General features: G+C 39.5%; 19 protein-coding genes, 1 tRNA gene and 2 pseudogenes. 13 read left to right on the top strand and 9 right to left on the bottom strand.

All coding sequences use genetic code 11. The features are described 5' to 3' along the window. The first annotated feature begins 77 nt into the window (after positions 1-77). Entirely contained in the window at positions 78-1,031 is a 954-nt protein-coding gene (locus tag SD449_RS14630; protein ID WP_318311597.1) for a formylglycine-generating enzyme family protein, read from the top strand. Positions 1,032-1,381: 350 nt separating this feature from the next. Here the strand turns inward: SD449_RS14630 and SD449_RS14625 are convergent, their stop codons facing one another. Continuing rightward, positions 1,382-1,624, bottom strand: coding sequence for a hypothetical protein (locus SD449_RS14625; RefSeq protein ID WP_318311596.1), 243 nt, complete (start codon positions 1,622-1,624; stop codon positions 1,382-1,384). Between the two features lie 32 nt (positions 1,625-1,656). On the opposite strand from SD449_RS14625, the gene SD449_RS14620 reads away from it, so the two are divergent. The 3 genes and pseudogenes from SD449_RS14620 (at position 1,657) to SD449_RS14610 (ending at position 2,986) form a co-directional block, all read left to right on the top strand. Next, on the top strand, positions 1,657-1,968 hold the full coding sequence (locus SD449_RS14620; protein ID WP_318311595.1) for a hypothetical protein: 312 nt from the start codon (positions 1,657-1,659) through the stop codon (positions 1,966-1,968). Positions 1,969-2,087: 119 nt separating this feature from the next. Next, positions 2,088-2,395 (top strand): annotated as a pseudogene (locus SD449_RS14615) (TolC family protein); the annotation flags it as partial. A gap of 321 nt (positions 2,396-2,716) precedes the next feature. Then, positions 2,717-2,986, top strand: coding sequence for a hypothetical protein (locus SD449_RS14610; RefSeq protein ID WP_318311594.1), 270 nt, complete (start codon positions 2,717-2,719; stop codon positions 2,984-2,986). 353 nt (positions 2,987-3,339) lie between these two features. Here SD449_RS14610 and SD449_RS14605 read toward each other — a convergent pair whose 3' ends face one another. Both SD449_RS14605 and SD449_RS14600 read right to left on the bottom strand, forming a co-directional pair. Then, a complete protein-coding gene (locus SD449_RS14605) occupies positions 3,340-3,861 on the bottom strand; it encodes a hypothetical protein (protein ID WP_318311592.1) in 522 nt (173 codons plus the stop codon). Between the two features lie 11 nt (positions 3,862-3,872). Continuing rightward, positions 3,873-4,183: pseudogene (locus tag SD449_RS14600) on the bottom strand (DUF3089 domain-containing protein). A gap of 219 nt (positions 4,184-4,402) precedes the next feature. Between SD449_RS14600 and SD449_RS19205 the strand changes: the two are divergent. Both SD449_RS19205 and SD449_RS14595 read left to right on the top strand, forming a co-directional pair. Then, positions 4,403-4,639, top strand: coding sequence for a relaxase/mobilization nuclease domain-containing protein (locus SD449_RS19205; protein ID WP_404828058.1), 237 nt, complete (start codon positions 4,403-4,405; stop codon positions 4,637-4,639). Between the two features lie 354 nt (positions 4,640-4,993). Then, positions 4,994-6,082 carry a hypothetical protein gene (locus tag SD449_RS14595; protein ID WP_318311588.1) on the top strand — a complete coding sequence of 363 codons (1,089 nt, stop codon included), beginning with the start codon at positions 4,994-4,996 and terminating at the stop codon, positions 6,080-6,082. Between the two features lie 442 nt (positions 6,083-6,524). Here SD449_RS14595 and SD449_RS14590 read toward each other — a convergent pair whose 3' ends face one another. Then, the gene (locus SD449_RS14590; protein ID WP_318311587.1) at positions 6,525-7,112 is read right to left on the bottom strand and encodes a LytR/AlgR family response regulator transcription factor; all 588 of its coding nucleotides are present in this window, start codon (positions 7,110-7,112) and stop codon (positions 6,525-6,527) included. An 812-nt stretch (positions 7,113-7,924) separates the two neighbouring features. Next, positions 7,925-8,113, bottom strand: coding sequence for a hypothetical protein (locus tag SD449_RS14585; RefSeq protein WP_318311585.1), 189 nt, complete (start codon positions 8,111-8,113; stop codon positions 7,925-7,927). Between the two features lie 118 nt (positions 8,114-8,231). Here SD449_RS14585 and SD449_RS14580 point away from each other — a divergent pair, with 118 nt between their 5' ends. From SD449_RS14580 to SD449_RS14560, 5 genes are all read left to right on the top strand, one after another. Then, a complete protein-coding gene (locus SD449_RS14580; protein ID WP_318311584.1) occupies positions 8,232-8,579 on the top strand; it encodes a plasmid mobilization protein in 348 nt (115 codons plus the stop codon). Next, positions 8,569-9,618, top strand: a complete 1,050-nt coding sequence (locus SD449_RS14575) for a relaxase/mobilization nuclease domain-containing protein (protein WP_318311583.1) — start codon at positions 8,569-8,571, stop codon at positions 9,616-9,618. The genes SD449_RS14580 and SD449_RS14575 overlap by 11 nt, the downstream gene beginning before the upstream one ends. Before the next feature lie 11 nt (positions 9,619-9,629). Further along, positions 9,630-9,920 (top strand): hypothetical protein, encoded by a 291-nt coding sequence (locus SD449_RS14570; RefSeq protein WP_036379391.1) that lies wholly within the window; start codon positions 9,630-9,632, stop codon positions 9,918-9,920. A 134-nt stretch (positions 9,921-10,054) separates the two neighbouring features. Beyond that, positions 10,055-10,228 carry a hypothetical protein gene (locus SD449_RS14565; RefSeq protein WP_318311582.1) on the top strand — a complete coding sequence of 58 codons (174 nt, stop codon included), beginning with the start codon at positions 10,055-10,057 and terminating at the stop codon, positions 10,226-10,228. Beyond that, on the top strand, positions 10,225-11,829 hold the full coding sequence (locus SD449_RS14560) for a recombinase family protein (RefSeq protein WP_318311581.1): 1,605 nt from the start codon (positions 10,225-10,227) through the stop codon (positions 11,827-11,829). Before SD449_RS14565 ends, SD449_RS14560 begins: the two co-directional genes overlap by 4 nt. Here the strand turns inward: SD449_RS14560 and SD449_RS14555 are convergent. Then, positions 11,795-11,868: transfer RNA gene (locus SD449_RS14555), tRNA-Arg, on the bottom strand. The two genes, SD449_RS14560 and SD449_RS14555, sit on opposite strands and share 35 nt — an antisense overlap. A gap of 65 nt (positions 11,869-11,933) precedes the next feature. Between SD449_RS14555 and SD449_RS14550 the strand changes: the two genes are divergently transcribed. Continuing rightward, positions 11,934-12,446, top strand: a complete 513-nt coding sequence (locus tag SD449_RS14550; protein ID WP_318311580.1) for an adenine phosphoribosyltransferase — start codon at positions 11,934-11,936, stop codon at positions 12,444-12,446. Here SD449_RS14550 and SD449_RS14545 read toward each other — a convergent pair. The 3 genes from SD449_RS14545 to SD449_RS14535 form a co-directional block, all read right to left on the bottom strand. Next, positions 12,443-12,586, bottom strand: coding sequence for an SsrA-binding protein (locus SD449_RS14545; protein ID WP_207032577.1), 144 nt, complete (start codon positions 12,584-12,586; stop codon positions 12,443-12,445). The genes SD449_RS14550 and SD449_RS14545 overlap by 4 nt on opposite strands. Positions 12,587-13,107: 521 nt before the next feature. Beyond that, complete coding sequence (locus SD449_RS14540) at positions 13,108-14,823, bottom strand: M56 family metallopeptidase (RefSeq protein ID WP_318311578.1); 1,716 nt, start codon at positions 14,821-14,823, stop codon at positions 13,108-13,110. Continuing rightward, the gene (locus SD449_RS14535; RefSeq protein WP_318311576.1) at positions 14,823-15,182 is read right to left on the bottom strand and encodes a BlaI/MecI/CopY family transcriptional regulator; all 360 of its coding nucleotides are present in this window, start codon (positions 15,180-15,182) and stop codon (positions 14,823-14,825) included. The genes SD449_RS14540 and SD449_RS14535 overlap by 1 nt, the downstream gene beginning before the upstream one ends. 151 nt (positions 15,183-15,333) lie before the next feature. Between SD449_RS14535 and SD449_RS14530 the strand changes: the two genes are divergently transcribed. Continuing rightward, positions 15,334-16,272, top strand: a complete 939-nt coding sequence (locus tag SD449_RS14530; protein ID WP_318311574.1) for a calcium/sodium antiporter — start codon at positions 15,334-15,336, stop codon at positions 16,270-16,272. Positions 16,273-16,317: the final 45 nt, after the last annotated feature.

The raw sequence follows: 16,317 nt of genomic DNA, 5'->3' as shown, positions 1-16,317 counted from the left end.
AATTAACCTTAGTTGAACCTGAAGAAGTTTCAGTTGTTAGTTTTAATAAAGTTCCGCCAATAACTGCTCCCGAAGGAATGGTATGGGTACCCAGCGGAAAATTCAATCAGGGTGCAATCGACAGTGACCAAATGGCGAGGAGTAATGAGCGCCCAGCACATGAAGTTTTTGTGGATGGATTTTTTATGGATGTTCATGAAGTGACCAATGCGCAATTTGCAAAATTTGTTGAAGATACAGGCTACGTAACTATGGCCGAAAGGGAAATAGACTGGGAGGAAATGAAAAAGCAGCTTCCGAAAGGAACTCTAAAACCCCACGATTCTATTTTAAAACCCGGATCGCTTGTCTTCAAAAAAACAAAAACCAGTATTCCGAATCTTTATGATTATTCCCAATGGTGGGAATGGAGAATTGGAGCCAACTGGAAACACCCCGATGGCCCTGATAGCGATATTGTCGGAAAAGAGGACCACCCAGTGGTGCATATTGCATTTGAAGATGCCATGTCGTATTGCTCTTGGGCTGGAAAAAGACTTCCAACAGAAGCGGAATGGGAATACGCGGCGCGTGGTGGGTGTGAACAAACCATCTTTTTTTGGGGCAACGATTTGGGCCAACTGAGCTCTTTTGTTAATTCATGGGAAGGTGAATTCCCACTTAATAACTCTAGAACAGATGGATATGAAAAAAGGGCGCCTGTGATGAGCTATCCCAAAAACGGGTTTGGATTGTACGATATGGCGGGAAATGTTTGGGAATGGACTCAGGATTGGTACGACACTGATTACTATAGCAAATTACAAGAAAAGCAAGAAATAATTAAAAATCCAAATGGGGCATCTCAACCTTTCAATGCCTCCAATCCCTTGGCAAAAGAAAAAGTAATCAAAGGAGGATCTTTTTTATGTAGTGATTCATACTGTGCGAGCTATCGAATATCAGCTCGGATGGCGAGCAGCCCTGATTCAAGTATGGAGCATTTAGGGTTTAGGACCGTTTTGTCCTCTGATAAAAAAAATAAAAGATAATACCGCATGAATTTATTGCAATCGTAAGTTTCTGGTTGCATATGAAGCACCCATTTAACAAAAATAATAATAATGTATCTTTTTAAGACAGAATTTGACATTCCGTAGAATTTACCATGGAGGTGGTACTTTGGTGGATAGGGTGATTAATATATACCATTTGCGATGGGTCAGAGAGAAAGGTAAACAAAGTGCCAAAAATCGATTCATTTTGTTATTCAAGCTAACGTTTAGTTTCAGTTTTTTCTCCGATGGTCTAGTACCAAGCCCCTATGGGCAATTGGGAAGCTATTATTGTTGACCACTTTCCTTCCAAGTCCTCTATAATCCCCATCAGTGAATACCTAAATTTATATTCCAGAATAGAGAGAGAGAATGCATAAATCTTGTTTTTCAAGCTTGGCTATACACTCTAGGGGTGGACCTTCGGCCTTCAATGTCTTGAACAGGGTAAAGAGATTGGAAGTATTGAAGTACATTATCTTATGGCCCAAGCAACAGATTTCGCTGAACTGCCATTTGCTATTGTGCTCCAAGCGGTTTCCACCCATTTTCTTTGCAAGGAGGGCCCCCTCAATGTTAAGTTTGCTCATTTATTTTGGTATACCTTTGTTAGGTAAACTCCTTGAAATTCTTAAAAATTGATATAGCATTGCAGGAAGCTCTAATCGAAGAATTCGGCTTACTTCTAGAGACGAATTTAGAATTGTCTCCCTTAACCGCCAGCATTTATGCACTTTTGGTGGTTTCTGGTAGTGATGGTGTCACTTTTGACAATATCAAACATTCGGTAAAGGCCAGTAAAAGTTCTGTCTCTACAAGCATTAAAATGTTGTTGCAATTAAACCATATTGAATTTCACACAAAAATTGGAGATAGAAAAAGGTATTTTAAGCCTTCTAGAAGTTATCTCCAAGAGAAGAAAAAAAGCAGATGAGACTGCTTGAGGCTGAGGTGTTAATTTTGAACAAGTTCAATTCTTTTAATAAAATCAATCACCCTTAAAAATTTAAAAAACAGAGAAGTATAGGTGAAGTCCATGTTTAACATCTTAAGGAACTTGAGGTGGCCAAAGCACAACAAGAACAATCTCTGCTTTTCTTTAAGGAAACCCTGTTGGTCGCAGGCAGGGAAGTATCCGATGCGCTAAGTGATTATAGGGCCGAGACACTAAAATTGGAAGCTTATTCGATTGCTGAAGCTTATTCTGAAGAATTATTGAACAATGGTCTTCCAACTATTTGGAAGTGCTGACAGCAAGGCAGAATGCCCTTAATTCAGAACTAAGCTATATAGATTCTCAATATGGTCAATTAAGCGCAATCGTGGAACTTTACAGGGCACTGGGAGGGGGTTGGAGATAATATTTGTAATATGGACAACCTAAAAACGAGACATATTAATTCAAGCCATTGAGAGCTTTACCAAGTTTGGGAGCAAAAGGTTCTCAATGGATGAATTGGCTCAAAGTATCGGAATCTCAAAAAAACCTCTATAAGCATTTTAGCAGTAAAGAAGATTTGGTAATCGAAAGTTGGAGGCACTACTTGGATAAAATACGAGTAAATGTTGACTATTATATTCAGGAAGAACACAATGAACAATAACCTTTGTTAACTGTAATTTACATTTATAAGCAAGGGTTAATAGCTTTTCAGGTAATTAACCCTACATTTCTTAACGGTTTGGCAAAATATTTTCCAAAAGCATATCAAGTATATACCGATTTCAAGAAGGACATTGTTTGGAACATTGTATGTCCCCTATTGATAAAATCGCAGAAGCTCGGACATGTACAGGCAAGTGTGAAAGTAGAACTTGTTTGCATGCTTTTTCTATCGAGAATAGAAGACTTGATCTATTCGAAGGCCAATTTATTTGACGACTATAGCATGCAAGAGTTATTGGAGTACATCATAATTAACAATTTAAGGGGAATTCTGACATTGGAGTAACTCCAAACCAGTTCTCTTTAATAAAATACCACATTGTAGGTTTTTTAAAGAAACCTCCAATTCCAAGGATTGTGTTTTAAATGGGTTCAATAAATTAGAGCTTGTTTTCCGGTGTTGAAAGAAGTTTGTGGATTTACCGTACTGACTACATTAACGAGAAATCAAAACAGGAAAGCACCAAGGAGCCCCCTAACGGGCGCACATATTCTTTAGGAAAGCTAAAATAAGCCTGTTGGGCCACAATTACCTGGTATAGGGAAAATAATACATTTCAGAAATGACCAGTTTGTATGCAAGATAAAACAGGAGGAACATCAGTGAGCGGCTTTTAGATAGGATAGTAGGTACGGTCACTACTTAATTTTGACGCTTAACGGAATTTTAAAAAGTTTATCATCGATTTGAGACAAGTGAGCCCATAAATATACATGATAATCTTTAGAGTGATACCCAAATCTATCAAATGCGAGATCGCTTTCCAACGGCAATAGATCATTTGGACGCTGGTCCGATAGCGTCTGGTTATATTCAATTTGATAGCCTATTTGAGTATTGCTTTCTCTTTGCTGGTGAATATTGTACAATCCATCAAACGCAATGAAATTGGCCGTGCCTCCTAATTGACAACCGGCATCAGGAGCAATGTAGTAGCGAATCGGTTGCGGTTGCCCATTATAGAATTGGGCATCTTGTATGAACGAATGATTTGATAAATCGATTGTTTTAAAAATTAGCCCATTTTCAGCCAAATGTTCGTTAAATGCCGGTAAAGCGGGATTAATTTCTAGAAACGGTTGCCCTTCTTTAAAGGTAGTCCAGTTTTGTATACAACCCGTTTCGCTGGAAAAAGTGCAAAGTAGTATATTTTCCACCATACACCTTTATATTAACCGATATTGGCATATACGAAATTCATTCCGCCCAGTGAAGCTGTTATCAAGCGCCCTCTCAATGTAGAATCGTTGTCAAAAACATCCCTGAGCAAAAGCCCCAACAAATATGAGCCATGGGAATGGCCTGCAAGAATAATTTTGTTCCCGTTGCTGTAATTTTCAGATAATATAAAAAAGCGGTTTTTACATCGGCATAAGAAACGCCTATTACATCTGTTTGCAATTCTTTTGTGGTTAAAGGATTGTAAGCAAGAGCTGTTGATTGTTGATAACGTGGTGCAAAAAACCCATCGTACTTCGCCAACAAACCTCCTTGGGCAATAATGGTTGCTGCAATTAGGGCTTTGTTTTGATTTTCTATTGGAACTGTAGTGGCCGAAAATAAGCACGGGAAAGAGGGAATTTTGTTAGCCTGTACCGAAATGATTTTTATCAACTTTCATGTTTCACTGAACCTACCACATTCGGACTATTAAGATGATAAAGTGTTTATATCGTTTGGGGTTGGGTTTGTTCAATCAAAATGGGGTTTGACAACAAGCAGTTCATTAAATACCGTCATACAGATACCGAACACCAGCATATTCATATCATAGCGAGCAAAGTCAGATATTCGGGAAAATTGACAAGTGATTGTAACATTAAAAGAAGAAATCAGAAAGCACTCAATGATTTTATAAAAAAATATGGACTGACCCAAATTTTGAGAAGAACCAAAACCAAGAGTCATTTACCTAAAAGAAAATTAACAAAACACTAAGGACAGGTACTGCCCTGATCAAGCTTATCCTACAGGATAATATCGGGTCTATTATCCATATAGCAAAGGAGGCGGCGAAATTTATCAAGCTTCTCAAAGCGTAAAATATACTTCCAAAATTCCATGTCAGCAAGTGTATTTCAATTGATTCTACTCAATAGTAAAGAGGAAAGAGGACCATAACAACTAGTAAGTCGTTAATCTATGGACCGCTTTAGTTTTCCTCTTTGCTTTATTCAAGGTTTAATTGAAAGTAAAGGAGACCATTGGGAACAATGTGAAAATATATAGTTTTTTTGTAACAAATAAACAGCATGGATCGTCTAAACAAATAAATCGAAGAAAATAATAAAGATGAAAACAAAAATATTATTGGCATTACTACTTGTTGCTTGTGGTAAAAATTCAGTTGCTCCACCTGAACGGTTACAGCCCAAACTACTTATGGGTATTTCTCTTCAACAACATAAAAATTCAAGTTCGGGGCTTGAAGGATATACTGAAGGATTGGATTTGGCATTAGAAAACGGAATTAACATTTTTGGCATGAGTCCTGAGTGGAGTATCTTGGAACCCAATCCAAATATTTACTCATTGCAAGACAATCTAACGAATCCATTGACTTTACTCGACCCTGATGAAACTAAGCTCAATAGTTACATTCTTGTCTTAAAAATGATTGACACTAACCTGAAGTTAGTTCCTGATGATCTAGCAAATCTTGATTTTGATAGTTCGGAAATTATAATGCGTTTTTCATCATTATTAGATAAGATATTTACTGAAGTTCCTTCTATTGGAAGAGTTTCCCATATTTTAATAGGAAATGAAATAGATGGTTATTTAAGTACTAATCCTGACCAACTACAACGATTCAAAGTATTTTATCTGGCGGCTCTTCAAAAAATACATTCATTAAATCCAAAAGTAAAAGTAGGCACAATTATTACCTTTAATGCAGCCAAAAATAATGCTGTTTTATTTGACATATTTAAGAGTGCAGGTGATTTTATATGCTATACCTATTATCCAACGAACGAACAAGATAGCATTCCCTGGCAAATGCGGCCACCGAATCAAATACAAAACGACGTTGAGTGGATGGTACAAAATGCAAACGATAAACCAATTGCATTTACAGAAATTGGATATGCGTCTTCAAGTGCTAATTCTTCATCAGAAATTCAACAGGCAGAATTTGTGCAGGCAATGTTTAATTCATTAAAACAATATATAGCCAACAGAAAAATAGAGTTTGTTTACTACCATGGAATGTATGATTATCCTAAAGGATTCTGTAAGCAATATGCTTCACAACAAGGTGTAGATTCAACTTATCTATGTGGCTTTATGAATAATTTAGGCCTAAGCAGCTGGGAAACGGGACAACCAAAGCCAGCTTGGAGTACTTTTGTGGGTAATTTAAAAGAAATAAATGAATAATACATTGCCCAACAACGAACTCCCATGAACTAAAAAGCAACTTTCAAGCCAGAGTATACCTTTATAATTTTAATCATACATAATGGGCCCTGACCTCGCCATAACTTAAGGGAACAATTTCCCAAAGAAATCCCAAAGTCCTGCTTTGGGCTTTTGTAGTAAGGGGAAAGAGAGAAACGATTGATAACTACCTCTGTTTGTTGCTTTCAATAAAATGAAATCGCCTTGACTTTAAATCAAAAAGTGAACGAATCCCTTTTGTTGACCTGTAGAGAACCAATTATTATTGTCGTATTCAAGATCCCGTTAGTCTTTATCAAAATTAATGTAGCCATATAATAGAACATGGGCCACAATTAGTTTGGACAAAACTGATACGCTACCCAATAATTATTTTTCTGGGTTAAGGATATAAAAAGAACAAAGAATACCAAATCAAAACCTACCTGCTCAAAATCTTTTTGGTGACAAACTCACTGAAAAAGAAATCCCTGAAAATATTTCCAATTGGGATTTCATTTTCGCCAAGATATACCGTAATGTTGTCCACAGATTCAATATGTTTAGCATTGACAACGTAGGATTTGCTCACGCTGACGAAACTATTCTTTGGCAGTTGGTCATGGATGGTCTTGATATTCATGGCGGTGATCAGCTTTTGGTTTTCGGTGTGTACCACCACGTAATCCTTTAGGCCTTCGATAAAAAGGATATCGTCAAAATATATCTTGAATATTCTACAATCGGCCTTGACAAAAAAATAATTTTCGGCAACACTTCCGATATTGTTCCCGGTGAAGTCTGCCTGTAGCAGTTTGGCATAGGTCCGTGCCTTGTCCACTCCCTTTTGGAACCGCTCCAGTTTTACCGGTTCTATCAGATAATCGATGGCGTCTACTTCATAGCTATCGGTGGCAAATTCAGAAAATGCCGTAGTAAATATAACAAACGTTTCCTTCGGAATGGTCCTGGCAAAATCTATTCCATTGGTCCCTGACATCTGTATGTCAAGAAATATGAGGTCAACCACTTACGCAGCTGAGGAATAATGACAAAAATAGGCTGACACTCCTCGGAATACCCCAGGTTTTACTTCTCCCCAATTTGGTTTATCCCTTACAGTTTCAAAACTCCTTAAACTCCAATAAAATTGTTGGTGCCCTGCAGGCAGAACTACATTCTTCTTATGAAAAGCGCACCCAGCAGGGTGCGCTTTTTGTGGAAAGGGAGAAAGAAGAAAAAGTATGATATTTGTAAGGATTCCGCTATGCTTTTTGAAATGCCATATAATTTCAATCACCCAATATTGAAGATTTATGTAGTCATCGTTCGGCACCATCTGTTCTGGAAAGAACCTCTTGGACCCATTCCTGCACGGAAGAAAGTGTTTTGATACCATACAGTTTTGCCGTTGCTGCCATGCTGAAATCATATCCCAGAAAGTGGGAGTCAACCTTTTATTTAAAATCTTCCGAATGGGAGTTTACACTTTTCATGATTAAATTATACTTCTATCATATTAACCTATTTTAAGAAAAGACGGACACATATAATTATACGATCATACATATGTACAGTCAAATGAATGATCACGTACAATGGTATGCTAAGGGAACGGCACTTTCCTCCATTAAGGCTTTGGTTCGTAACGTCATTAAAATCGATATTGCAAAACAAATTTTGGAGAGGCATAAAATTTTGGACCTAAGAGACTGGTTCAATTGATTGGAGAGCAAAACTTTTTAAGCCCTTCCGAATTGGTTCGGTCAACGTGCATAATCCAAATCAGGGTCTGCGCTTTCGATTATGGCCAATGTCCAAGGTATCTCTCCTTTGGTAGGCTTAAAGTGAATGTACGGTACAATGGACCAAATGTTTCAAGGACAAGGCGGGTGGGTGACCATCGGCCATTTTTTCTCCCTTTCCATAGAAACCCACCTCTGTGATTTCGTCCAATTCCTTATTTCCAACACTGGATAAATTTACCGTACATATAACCCATGTACGGCAAAACCCTGACAAACACTCCATACATTATAGGTTTGCCATATTGTTGATCAGAGGTCACGGAGCAAGTTGTGTTTTTGTAAACAAAAACTGCGCACTTCGTTTACAAGTGACCTTTTGAACAATACCAAAACCATAAAAAATGGCAAGACCTAAAAAGGACATATCAAAACAAAGGACGATTGTCATCGCCTTTAGGGTTTCACAAAATGAATACGTGATCATTACCAATAATGCAGAGACCATTGGGCTGTCCGTTGCCGAGTATATCCGAAGAAAATGTACGGGAAAATCCCTGCCAAAGAAAAGGGTGGATCCGTTGGACCGGAAACTGTTTATCGAACTGAGCAGGGTGGGAAACAACCTAAACCAACTTGTCAGGGTCTCGAACTCAGGTATCCGTGACCCGTTCAGTATTCATAAACAATTGGAGGAGGTAAAAATGTTGTTGCAACAGCTCAAATCAAATATCTCGAACGATGATAGGTAAGATAACCATAGGAAAGGATTTTTACGGAATTCTGGCCTATAATGAAAAAAAGGTGAGCGAAGGTGTAGGATATGTGATCGATTCCAATATCGGGCATTCCACAGCGGTAAACATGACACAGGAATTCAATTTGATCAGGCAATTGCGTCCGGGACTTGGCAAGGCCGTCTTCCATGTTTCCTTGAACCTGCCATACTCAGATCGATTGAACGATAAGGAGTTTGCGGCATTGGGATGTGACTATTTGATGAAAATGGGTTTCGATAACAACCAGTTCATTATGTACCGTCATACGGACACAAAGCACGAACATATCCATATAGTGGCCAACAGGGTCAGGTATTCGAGCAGATTGGTAAGTGACAGCAACATCAAAAGAAGGAGTCGAGAGGTGATCAATGATCTGGAAAAGAAATATGGGCTGACCCAAATTTCGGGAAAGAACAGTCTCAAAAAACCACTTACCCGGAAAGAGATCGAGAAAACCCTGAGAACGGGTAATCTGCCCATCAAACTGATACTTCAGGACAGGGTCGGTTCGGCAATTTCAAGGGCAACGGACACGACGGAATTTATCAAGTTGCTACAAGAGCAAAATATCTCGCCCAAATTCAATGTAAGCAAGACCACGGGCAGGGTCTCGGGCATATCGTTCAACCATCAGGGCATAGTGTACAAAGGCAGTACGCTCGGCAAAAAATATTCATGGAACAGTATCGTAAAACAAATCGATCATGGGCAAGACAGAGACCGTACAGTTATACTATCGACTAATGGAAAAGAACGGGGAACTGATAGAGCTGGCAAGGGAAACCTTGGAACGACAATCAAACCTGAGCCAAGAAGTGAGGGAGTTGCAAAAGGCACTGAAGATCCTACTCAACAATCAAAAGGTCATGTGGGAGAAATTGAGGGAAATGGAATGACCGGGCCTTTGGCAAATGAAACGGATTGGACTCCCTTTAAACTGGAACTCAATGACCATGGTGCGAGGAAAAAGTCCAAAAGAAAGAAGAAAAGGAAAGGGCTGGGCCTGTAGAACATGTACTTATGAAAGATAACAACAAGCAGGAACATTCAGGATTGTCCCCTTCCGAGATCCAGGTATTGGAGATGGTACGCAGCAAAAGGTTCCTGTCCATCAAAGTGATCATCAAGAACGGGGAGGTCGATGCCATTGAAGGTCTGGAACGATTGGACACAGGGGAGCGTATCATCGATATGTTGAAACAACATGATTTTCAAAATCTGGAGATCAAACAAAGCAATGGTAAGATCGTCTGTGTGAACAGGATCTTTAGAAAAAAGATCGACCCTGTCGCAAAAACCAAAAGTTGTTGACCGACAACTCAAAAGTATGGAATAAAACAATGATCATACAAGGGATCAGATCGATTAAAAAAGGTAAATTAAAGCCTGCTTTACAAATACGGTAGTGACCTTCAAGATTCAGGAGCTATTGCTATTTATAGGAAATGTCAAACCCAATAATCGAGCTAAAGCGGAAAAACAGAACATTCAACAGTACATGGCTCAAGACTTATAAAGGTTTTGAAGATTATACGGAGGAAGATGCGGAAAAGATTGTGGAACAACTCCGGGAACTCGCCGACATAGTTTGCCGCCATGTCCAAAAAGGGAACACATGAACTTAGAGGTATTCAGTCAATTTGCGAAAAAGGAAAAGGGAAGGATCATAGGAAAGAACAACACGGCGGTCATCTACACCCGTGTTTCCAGTAAGGAGCAATTTGACAACAATGCCAGCCTGACGACCCAACTCAAATATTGCCAAGAATATGCAATTCGAAAGGAATTGGAAGTATTGGAATATTTCGGGGGAACCTATGAATCCGCAAAGAGTGATGAGCGTAGGGAGTTCCAAAGAATGCTCAGCTATGTCAAAAGGAGAAAGAACATCGGCTATATCATCGTCTATTCCTATGATAGGTTTTCCAGAACGGGTGCGAACGGTGCCTACATCAGCGAACAGTTAAAAAAGCAGGGGGTGGCCGTTATATCGGCCACCCAAGAAATCGATGTGACCACAAGTGCGGGTACGTTCCAGGAAAACTTGTACCATATGTTTTCCCACTTTGACAATCAAGTTCGTAGGGACAAATCCATTACGGGAATGCGGGAAAAGTTACGAAGGGGCCATTGGACGGGTGCCTATCCATTTGGATATACCAATACGAATCCCGGGAAAGGGAAGATCCCGAATTTTGTGATCTCGGAGGAAGGAAGATTGCTCAAACAGGCTTTTTTGTGGAAGGCCAATTCCAATATGTCACATGTCGAGATTGCAGAACGACTTAAAGACAAGGGCCTGGACATACATGCAAAAAGATTGACGGACCTTTTCAGGAACCCGTTCTATTGTGGACTTATCGTGAACAGCCTTATTCCCGGTGAAGTAATTCAGGGGAAACACGAAGCCCTGATATCAAAAGAAATGTTTCTCAAGATCCACAATCTGCTCCATGCAGGTGAACCACCGAAGAAATATTCGTTCGATGACGAAAACCTGCCGTTGAAGATGTTTGTCAGATCTTCGGTCTGTGGAACACCCTACACTGGATATATAGTCAAGAAAAAGGGCCTTTACTATTACAAGAACAGACGTAAGGGCAGCAAGGAGAACAGAAGTGCCAATAAGCTCCATAAAGAGTTCCTGAACGTATTGGGCAGGTTTGCACTGGCCGACAAAAAGTATATCGAGCCTTTGACCGATATCATACACGATACCTTGATCGATAAAAACCAAGAGGCACTTGAAGACCAAAAGCGGTTGGGCAAAGAACTCGGCCAACTCAAAGAACGGATGGACACATTGGAGAGAAGATTCGTTGTACTGAACGAGATCACAAAGTCCCAGTACGACCTTTTCATGCCGGAACTGAAAGCCGAACAAAGGGAACTGGAGATGAAAATGGAGAATAGCGGGATAAATAGTTCGAACCTCAAAAAGTCCGTAAAAATGGCACTTGATTACGCCTGTAACCTTCCTGCATTGTGGAAGTTAGGGGATTTGGAAACCAAAAGGGCCATACAATATATGGTATTCCCCGACGGGATTGGGTACGACTTCAAAAACAAGCAAGTTCGAACTTTTCGGGTCAATGAGATTTTTGGCGCAATCTCTTTGTTTACAGGGGATTTGAAGGGCAAAGGAAAAGGGGACTTCCACTCGATTTGCAGAAAATCCCCTTTAGTGACCGCGGCAGGATTCAAACCTGCAACCTTCTGAGCCGTAATCAGATGCGCTATTCAGTTGCGCCACGCGGCCTTGTTTTAAGGGCTGCAAATATATTTCTTTTTAACTTTATCACAAAACCCTAGCATACAAAAATAATGGATTTTGCAACTTACATTCGTGATATTGAGAACTTCCCTAAGCCAGGTGTTGTTTTTAAGGATATTACACCCTTGCTAAAAGACCCGCAAGCCTTTCAAAAAGCCGGAGCGGCCCTATTGGGGCTCACCGCAAATCTTAAGATCGATAAAGTGGTTGGGGTGGACAGCAGGGGATTCATTTTTGCCCCATTGATGGCGGAAAAAATGGGCGCCGGCTTTGTTCCGGTAAGAAAATCGGGAAAACTTCCCTACAAAACGGTCTCCGAATCGTATGATCTCGAATACGGAACGGACACTTTGCAGATCCATGCGGATGCCATAGATGTTGGTGACAAGGTTTTGGTCCACGATGATGTTTTGGCAACAGGAGGAACAGCAGAAGCAGTCTGTAAACTAGTCGAAAGACTTGGTGGGGAAGTGGTGCAGTGTAACTTTTTGATTGAACTTACTTTTTTGAAAGGCGCCGACAAAATTAAAAACTATCCCAAGGCCGCCTTGTTGCAATATTAGTCCAGTGCATTCTTGGTAACGTAATAGCGCCATCCAATTATGGCCAACTGTAACTTGGAAGCCTTGGCCAGGTCCAAACCTTTTTTGGTGTAGGAGGGAAGTATTGCCTTGTTGATTTTTGCCAATATCTTGTAAAACATATTGCTAGATTGCTTCTTACAAATATAGGGAAAGCTGTTCACAAGCAATCAGGTTCAATAGCAATGTGGCAACCCTTAACGGTTTTAGATAAATATAAGCGTTAAGAGTTGCACAAGAAGTGTGATGAAAAACTTTACAATTGCTATCATTTTTTGATTGATTTTAGGTTTGAAAAAACAGTTATTTTATTGTTGTTTCTTCGAATATATAATGATAGATATCATGATTCCAAGTGATTAGGCAATAAATAATGTAATTGCATACGAGATTGTATTCTTAAAAACGAGATGGCCCTACAACTGAAAGAAGTTTTCTTACTAAAAGTTATAAAATGTAAGGTTAAAATATATTTAGTATTAAAAAATGTTAGAATTGTAGGGGTGTTTTGAGGGCTTTTTTAAAAACCTAGGGAGGATTCGTTTAAAAAACGCATGATTTCGGCCTTTTCGTTTTGGGGAACAAAAAAGAACCGCCTAAAAAGACGGTTCCTCGGAATTTTCAAAAAATGATTATTTGAAGATCATTTACTTTTCTTGGTAGTTATCTCAATAACCCCATTCTTGGCTTTTTTTCCGTACTTCTCAATGGCCATATCCCCTTTTAACACTTTCATACTTTCAATGTTGCTTGGGGACATCTCACGTATGTCCGTCGATTTCGCTTTTTTACCATCGATATAATATAAAGGTTCATCTTTACCATCATTGTCGATAAAAAAATAGCTCGAGTCATTCTCCTTGCTGATTACTTCGATATCCTCATCGTCATCAGAATCCCTGATGACCATAACATGGTTCCCTTTTCCCTTTTTTTCTATTTTTCGGATGCTCACATGTTTCTTGTCCTCTTTGTCATCGTCTGTGGTCACATATATGGAGGAACCTTCCTCAATGTCTAATTTTTCGACCTCTTGGTCGCTCAATTGCTTTCCATCCACGATTACTATATTTTTATCGCTTGCTTTCCTAATTACGATTTGGGTGCTGTCATCGGTACTGATAGTGCCTGTTCCTTTAATTTTATGGATTTTTACGTTTTTCTTTCTTGCATTCCAAAAAGAAACTGCGTTGCTCTCATCATCAAACAATACCGTTATGGGATCGATAGCGTCATCGGAATTACTACTATAATTGCCGCTAAACGTTTTCCCCTTGGAGTTTTTACCGCTCATTTGTAGGGAAATATCAATAATTTCCTTGTTATCGTTTCTAACGGTCGTGTAGCTAAAATCGATACCGTCTTTGGCCAGATCTTTTTTGATTTTGTCCAACTCTGCATCAGTGGTGTTTTTGTCAATGGTCAACTCCACCGTTTTATCTTTTGGGGCCGTTTCGTTGCCGATAACACTATCTATGCTGTCCAGGTCCTTATAGAGGAACTTTTCCTCAATATTGAAGCTGACCAACAGCAACCCTAATAATGGTGCGACCATTAAAGTTTTGAGCACATTGATTTTTTTTGATTGATTTTGATTTAACATGACTATTCGTTTTTTGATTAATGAATTATAAAATGAATTTGCTAAAATGTATTCTTGGGTATCCACCGCCTGTTTTAGCATCAGGTATTGGTAGGATTTTTTGTCCTCTGCGTTTGCAATGGCAAAATGGTCCGCCAAATATTCCAGGTTTTGTTTTACGGCACTTTTGTACATCCATAAAATCGGATTGAACCAGAAAAGGATTTTCAATAGTTCCAAAAGCAATATGTCCAGAGTGTGGAACTGCCGTGCATGTACTTTTTCGTGCTCCAGGACCGAGTGAAGTTCTTTGGGTTCAAAAAGGTTTGGATTGTAAAAAAGGTAATTGAAAAACGAGAAAGGTGAAATTTTCTTTTCTGTTTCCACATGCATAAAAGGTGTTTCCCTTCTTTTATGGGCGTTTTCGGCCAGTTTTTTTAACGATATCAATTTGATGATGAACCTCGTCAGTAGAAAAGCGGAGACCAAAATGTACAAGGCAATAAGAATATTTTCCAAGGTATACCAACCGTTATCGGTGGCCAGCGTGGACATTTGCGTCAATTGTTCCCCCGTTTGCACCAGTGAAGGTCGGGATACGACCACGGTTTTCTGTATCTTGATCAAAGGGAATGTAAAGGCGAGTACCAATCCCGATAGTAGGAACAAACGGTTCTCCTTAAAAAGCGTATCCCGTTTTAAGAAGATATGGTATACCCCCAAAAATCCTCCGGATATAAGGGCAGATTGCAAAAAGTAGCTGAGTATAGGTTCCATTATTTCTTCTTTTCTATGAGGTCAATGATTTCTTTGAGTTCCGAAATGGAGATTTTCTCCTCCTGTGCAAAGTGGGAGACCAAACTTTTAAAGGAATCGTTATAATAGTCCGCAATGGCGGCATTCACATATTTCTTTCGGTATTCTTCCTTGCTCACGATGGGGAAGTACCTATGTGTGTTGCCAAAGGCCTCATGATCTACAAACCCTTTTTCTTGAAGGTTCCTTACAATGGTGGACAAGGTGTTGTAGTGCGGTTTTTCACCCTCGATTTCCTCTAGGATTTCCTTTACAAAAGCTTTTTTGAGGTCCCAAAGGATTTTCATGATTTCCTCTTCTTTGTTGGTCAATTTTTGCATGATGTCGTAATTATCTAGTTCAAACGTAATACTAATATTTTAGTTAAGCAACTATTTTTATAGTTTATTAACTATTTTTATAGTTTTTATTTTTGAAACAAGTCGCACTCAAGTATAGATCATCCGTTATCTTTGTATAAAAATTTACTTTTTGGGGAATCTATTATTTATTGTATTGGGTTTGGTATTGTTGATCGCCGGAGGAAATTGGCTTTTAAAATCTGCAGTGGCCCTGTCCCTTCGGTTGAACATCCCCAAAATTGTAATAGGCATGACGGTGGTTTCCTTTGCAACTTCGGCACCGGAACTTATTGTAAGCGTAAAAGCAGCGTTGGATGGCTTTCCCGATTTAGCATTGGGCAATGTGGTAGGTTCCAATATTGCCAATTTGGGACTCGTTTTGGCCATTACCGTAATCATGGGCAGTATAGATGTTAGGAAAAGTTTTTATTCTACCGACTGGCCCGTTATGATGGTAGCATCCCTGATGTTTTGTGGATTTATCTTTTTTGATGGAAAGCTTGAACAATACGAAGGCATAATTTTAGTTTCCTTTCTGTTTGTTTTTTTGGTGTTCCTGTTGCGATTCCAAAAAACGGCGGTAGTGGACGAAATGCCAGAAGACGATATGCCTCTGCCCCTTTATAAAATTGTACTTTTCCTAGGTATAGGGGGTACGGCGCTTTGGGGTGGTTCGGAATTGCTTATCGATGGAGCAGTGGGCCTCGCGTCCAATTTTGGGGTAAGTGATAGGATCATTGGGGTTACGGTAGTTTCTGTAGGTACAAGCATTCCGGAATTGGCCGCTTCCGTGATTGCTGTGCTTAAAAAGGAAAAGGCCATTTCCCTTGGAAACTTGATAGGTTCAAACATTTTTAACCTGTTGGCGGTTTTGGGCATTACATCCATAATAACCCCGATTACGGTCATGGACAATGGTCTGTTGTCCAACGATATTTTCTGGATGCTCGGGATTTCCTTCCTTATCTTGCCCCTGGTGTTCATTCCTAAAGGATTGCGACTGGGCTGGAGAGATGGACTGGTACTTTTGGTGTGTTATGCCGCGTTCGTATATATTACGGTAAAATAAAAACCGCCCCAATTTCTCGGGACGGTTTTCATCTATAATCAACAA

Origin of the sequence: Flagellimonas crocea (genome assembly GCF_033441595.1) — a bacterium.
GTDB classification, from domain to species: Bacteria; Bacteroidota; Bacteroidia; order Flavobacteriales; family Flavobacteriaceae; genus Flagellimonas; species Flagellimonas crocea.
This window is presented reverse-complemented; position numbering and strand designations above follow the sequence as displayed.